The sequence below is a fragment of the Aquabacterium sp. genome (genome assembly GCF_004297345.1).
In the GTDB taxonomy this organism is placed as follows: Bacteria; Pseudomonadota; Gammaproteobacteria; order Burkholderiales; family Burkholderiaceae_C; genus Aquabacterium.
In genome coordinates, this window is record NZ_SCTN01000152.1 from 1 (window position 1) to 4,055 (window position 4,055).

Here is a 4,055-nt window from a genome sequence, read left to right on the forward strand (position 1 = left end):
ACTTCCAGCACCTTGTCGATCCACTTCACGGGCACGATCTCGATCTGGCTCTTCACGTTCTCGGGGATCTCAGCCAGGTCCTTCACGTTCTCTTCAGGGATCAGCACGGTCTTGATGCCACCACGGTGTGCAGCCAGCAGCTTCTCTTTTAAGCCACCAATCGCCGTGACTTCACCACGCAGGGTGATTTCACCCGTCATGGCCACGTCAGCACGCACCGGGATACCCGTGAGCGCCGACACAAAAGCCGTGGTCATGGCGGCACCAGCGGACGGGCCGTCCTTCGGTGTGGCGCCATCAGGCACGTGGATGTGGATATCGCGCTTCTCGAACAGATCGTCGGTGATGCCCAGGCGGCGAGCGCGTGAACGCACCACCGAACGAGCTGCCTCGACGGACTCCTTCATCACATCGCCCAGTTGCCCGGTGCGGATGATGTTGCCCTTGCCAGGCATGATCGCGGCTTCGATGGTCAGCAGATCGCCGCCCACTTCCGTCCATGCCAGACCAACGACCTGACCGACCTGGTTGTCCTTCGTGGCTTCGCCGTAGCTGTACTTGCGCACGCCCAGGAAGTCATTGAGGTTCTCGTCAGTGACGACCACCTTCTCGGTGTACTGCTTGAGTGCAAAGCCCTTGATCACCTTGCGGCAAATCTTGGAGACTTCGCGTTCCAGCGAGCGCACACCGGCTTCACGGGTGTAGTAGCGGATGATGCCGCGGATGGCGCTTTCAGCGACTTCCAGCTCGCCGTCCTTCACACCGTTGTTCTTGATCTGCTTGGGCAGCAGATACGTTTGAACGATGTGCACCTTCTCGTCTTCGGTGTAGCCGGCCAGGCGAATCACTTCCATCCGGTCCAGCAGGGCTGGCGGAATGTTCAGCGAGTTCGAGGTCGCCACGAACATCACATCCGACAGATCGAAGTCGACTTCGATGTAGTGATCGCCGAAGGTGTGGTTCTGCTCAGGGTCGAGCACTTCCAGCAGCGCCGATGAAGGATCGCCACGGAAGTCCATGCCCAACTTGTCGATCTCGTCAAGCAGGAACAGCGGGTTGCGCACACCGACCTTGCCCAGGCTCTGCAGCACCTTGCCCGGCATCGAGCCGATGTAGGTACGGCGGTGGCCACGGATCTCGGCTTCGTCACGCACGCCGCCCAGGGCCATGCGCACGAACTTGCGGCCGGTCGCACGGGCGATCGACTGACCCAGCGAGGTCTTGCCGACGCCGGGAGGGCCAACCAGGCACAGGATGGGCGCCTTGACCTTGTCCACGCGTTGTTGCACAGCAAGATACTCAAGGATGCGTTCCTTGACCTTGTCCAGACCATAGTGCTCTTCGTTCAGCACGGTCTCGGCCAGAGTCAGGTCATGTTTGACCTTGGACTTCTTGCTCCAGGGCAGGCCAACCAGCGTATCGATGTAGTTGCGCACCACGGTGGCTTCTGCCGACATGGGCGACATCAACTTGAGCTTCTTGAACTCGGCATCGACCTTCTTGCGTGCCTCTTTGGGCATGCGAGCGGCTTCGATCTTCTTGGCGATTTCTTCGAGGTCTGCGCCCTCTTCGCCTTCACCCAGTTCTTTCTGGATGGCCTTGACCTGTTCGTTCAGGTAGTACTCGCGCTGCGACTTCTCCATCTGGCGCTTGACGCGACCACGGATGCGCTTTTCAACCTGCAGGATGTCGACTTCATGCTCGAGTTGTTCCAGCAGCTTTTCCAGGCGGCCGGACACCGAGAACAGATCCAGCACAGACTGCTTGGCTTCCAGCTTCAGCGGCAGATGCGCGGCGATGGTGTCAGCCAGACGGCCAGCGTCATCGATACCGGAGATCGACGTGAGGATTTCAGGCGGGATCTTCTTGTTGAGCTTGACGTACTGGTCAAACTGTTGCGTCACCGCGCGGCGCAGCGCTTCAACTTCGGGCGTGATATTGCCTTCGGGTTGAACCGGCACCACATCAGCGGTGAAGTACTCGTTTTCGTCGTGGATGGCCGACGTATTGGCACGTTGAACGCCTTCAACCAGCACCTTCACGGTACCGTCGGGCAGCTTCAACATCTGCAGGATGCTGGAGACGCAACCGATGTCGAACATGTCTTCCGCTTTGGGCTCGTCCTTGCCGGCAGCCTTCTGGGCTACCAGCATGATTTGCCGGCCAGCTTCCATCGCGGCTTCGAGCGCCTTGATGGACTTGGGGCGACCCACGAACAACGGGATCACCATGTGCGGAAAGACCACGACATCGCGCAGCGGCAGCAGCGGCAGCGTGATGGGATCGGAGGGAAGGATGGGGTGTCCAGACATATTGGGCTCACTTTCTCTGATACCCACATGGGGCTTCAGCGATAAAACACAAGGGCACCGTGAAAACCTTGGATCACAGGGTCTTCAGCGGTGCCCGTCAGAGCTGAACTTCAAGAGTTCGCTCAGGCACTGGCCTTAGCCTGTTCCCGATACACCAACAAGGGCTTGGCGTTCTCTTCGATGGTGGACTCATCCAGGACCACCTTTTGCACTCCTTCCTGGGTAGGCAATTCGAACATCGTGTCTAGCAAGGACTGTTCAAGGATGGAGCGCAGACCACGTGCGCCGGTCTTGCGAGCCAAGGCCTTGCGGGCGATGGCAGACAGGGCCTGCGGACGGATTTCCAACTCAACGCCATCCATGCTCAGCAGTTGCTGGTATTGCTTGAGAAGCGCGTTCTTGGGTTCGGTCAGGATACGCACCAGCGCATCCTCGGTCAATTCGCCCAATGTGGCCACAACGGGCAAACGGCCAACCAGCTCGGGGATGATGCCGAACTTGATCAGATCCTCGGGCTCGACCTCGCGGAAGACTTCGGAGAGTTTCTTTTCTTCCTTGCTCTGCACGGAAGCGCCAAAACCGATGCCGGATTTCACCGAGCGGTTCTGGATGACCTTTTCCAGGCCATCGAAAGCGCCGCCACAGATGAACAGGATGTTGGTCGTGTCGATCTGCAGGAAGTCCTGATTGGGGTGCTTGCGGCCACCTTGTGGCGGCACCGAAGCCATCGTGCCTTCGATCAGCTTCAGCAAAGCCTGCTGCACGCCCTCACCCGACACGTCACGCGTGATGGAGGGGTTGTCAGACTTGCGCGAGATCTTGTCGATTTCGTCGATGTAGACGATGCCACGCTGGGCCTTCTCGACCTCGTAGTTGCAGTTCTGCAGCAGCTTCTGGATGATGTTTTCGACGTCTTCGCCCACATAACCGGCTTCGGTCAGCGTGGTGGCGTCGGCGATCACGAAAGGCACGTTCAGCAGGCGGGCGAGCGTCTGGGCCAGCAGCGTCTTGCCGGAGCCAGTAGGCCCGATCAGCAGGATATTGCTCTTGGCCAGTTCGATATCGGGCTTCTTGTTCTCGCCCGTACCCATGTGCTTGAGCCGCTTGTAGTGGTTGTAGACCGCCACAGACAGCGTGCGCTTGGCCGTGTCCTGGCCGATCACATACTGGTCCAGGCTGGCCTTGATTTCACCGGGCGTGGGCAGATCACTGCGCGCAGGGCGAGACTGTTCAGCCTCGGCGGCAACCTCATCACGGATGATGTCGTTGCACAGTTCGATGCACTCGTCGCAGATGAAGACCGACGGGCCGGCGATGAGCTTCTTGACCTCGTGCTGGCTCTTTCCGCAGAAGGAGCAGTACAAGATTTTTTCGCTGGAAGAGCCTTTTTTCTCGGGCATGGTGCAGGCCTGTCAAAGAGTCGGCAAGGTGGTTGAGGACATGATAAGACAAATGCTCCCGCGTCAATCCCGTAGAACTGCCCCATCTTGGCGCGGCTTTTTTGCCACTTTGGGGTCAATCCGGGGACCAGCGGGGCTCGCCTGTCAGATCACTGTCGCTTGTCCAGCACCTTGTCGATGAGTCCGTAAGTGGCGGCCTCATCGGCCGACATGTAGTAGTCGCGTTCGGTATCGTTCTGGATTTTTTCCAGAGGCTGACCGGAACGCTCGGCCAGGATACGGTTGAGTTGCTCGCGGGTCTTGAGGATCTCGCGGGCGTGGATTTCGATGTCCGTGGCCTGCC

The 4,055-nt window shown here is 59.0% G+C and carries 3 protein-coding genes; all 3 read right to left on the minus strand.

Annotation, left to right across the window (positions count from 1 at the left end; translation table 11 throughout):
* Positions 1-2,312, minus strand: a 2,312-nt coding sequence (gene lon / locus EPO09_RS04985; protein ID WP_290640783.1) for an endopeptidase La, incomplete at its 3' end; no start/stop codon positions are given.
* Between the two features lie 122 nt (positions 2,313-2,434).
* A complete protein-coding gene (gene clpX, locus EPO09_RS04990; RefSeq protein ID WP_290640785.1) occupies positions 2,435-3,712 on the minus strand; it encodes an ATP-dependent Clp protease ATP-binding subunit ClpX in 1,278 nt (425 codons plus the stop codon).
* Positions 3,713-3,861: 149 nt separating this feature from the next.
* Positions 3,862-4,055 (minus strand): ATP-dependent Clp protease proteolytic subunit (locus EPO09_RS04995; protein WP_290640787.1); only part of this gene is annotated, 194 nt, incomplete at its 5' end.

Excerpts from the sequence above, each read along its gene's own strand:
- clpX (WP_290640785.1), bottom strand. The coding sequence starts at position 3,712 with ATGCCCGAGAAAAAAGGCTCTTCCAGCGAAAAAATCTTGTACTGCTCC.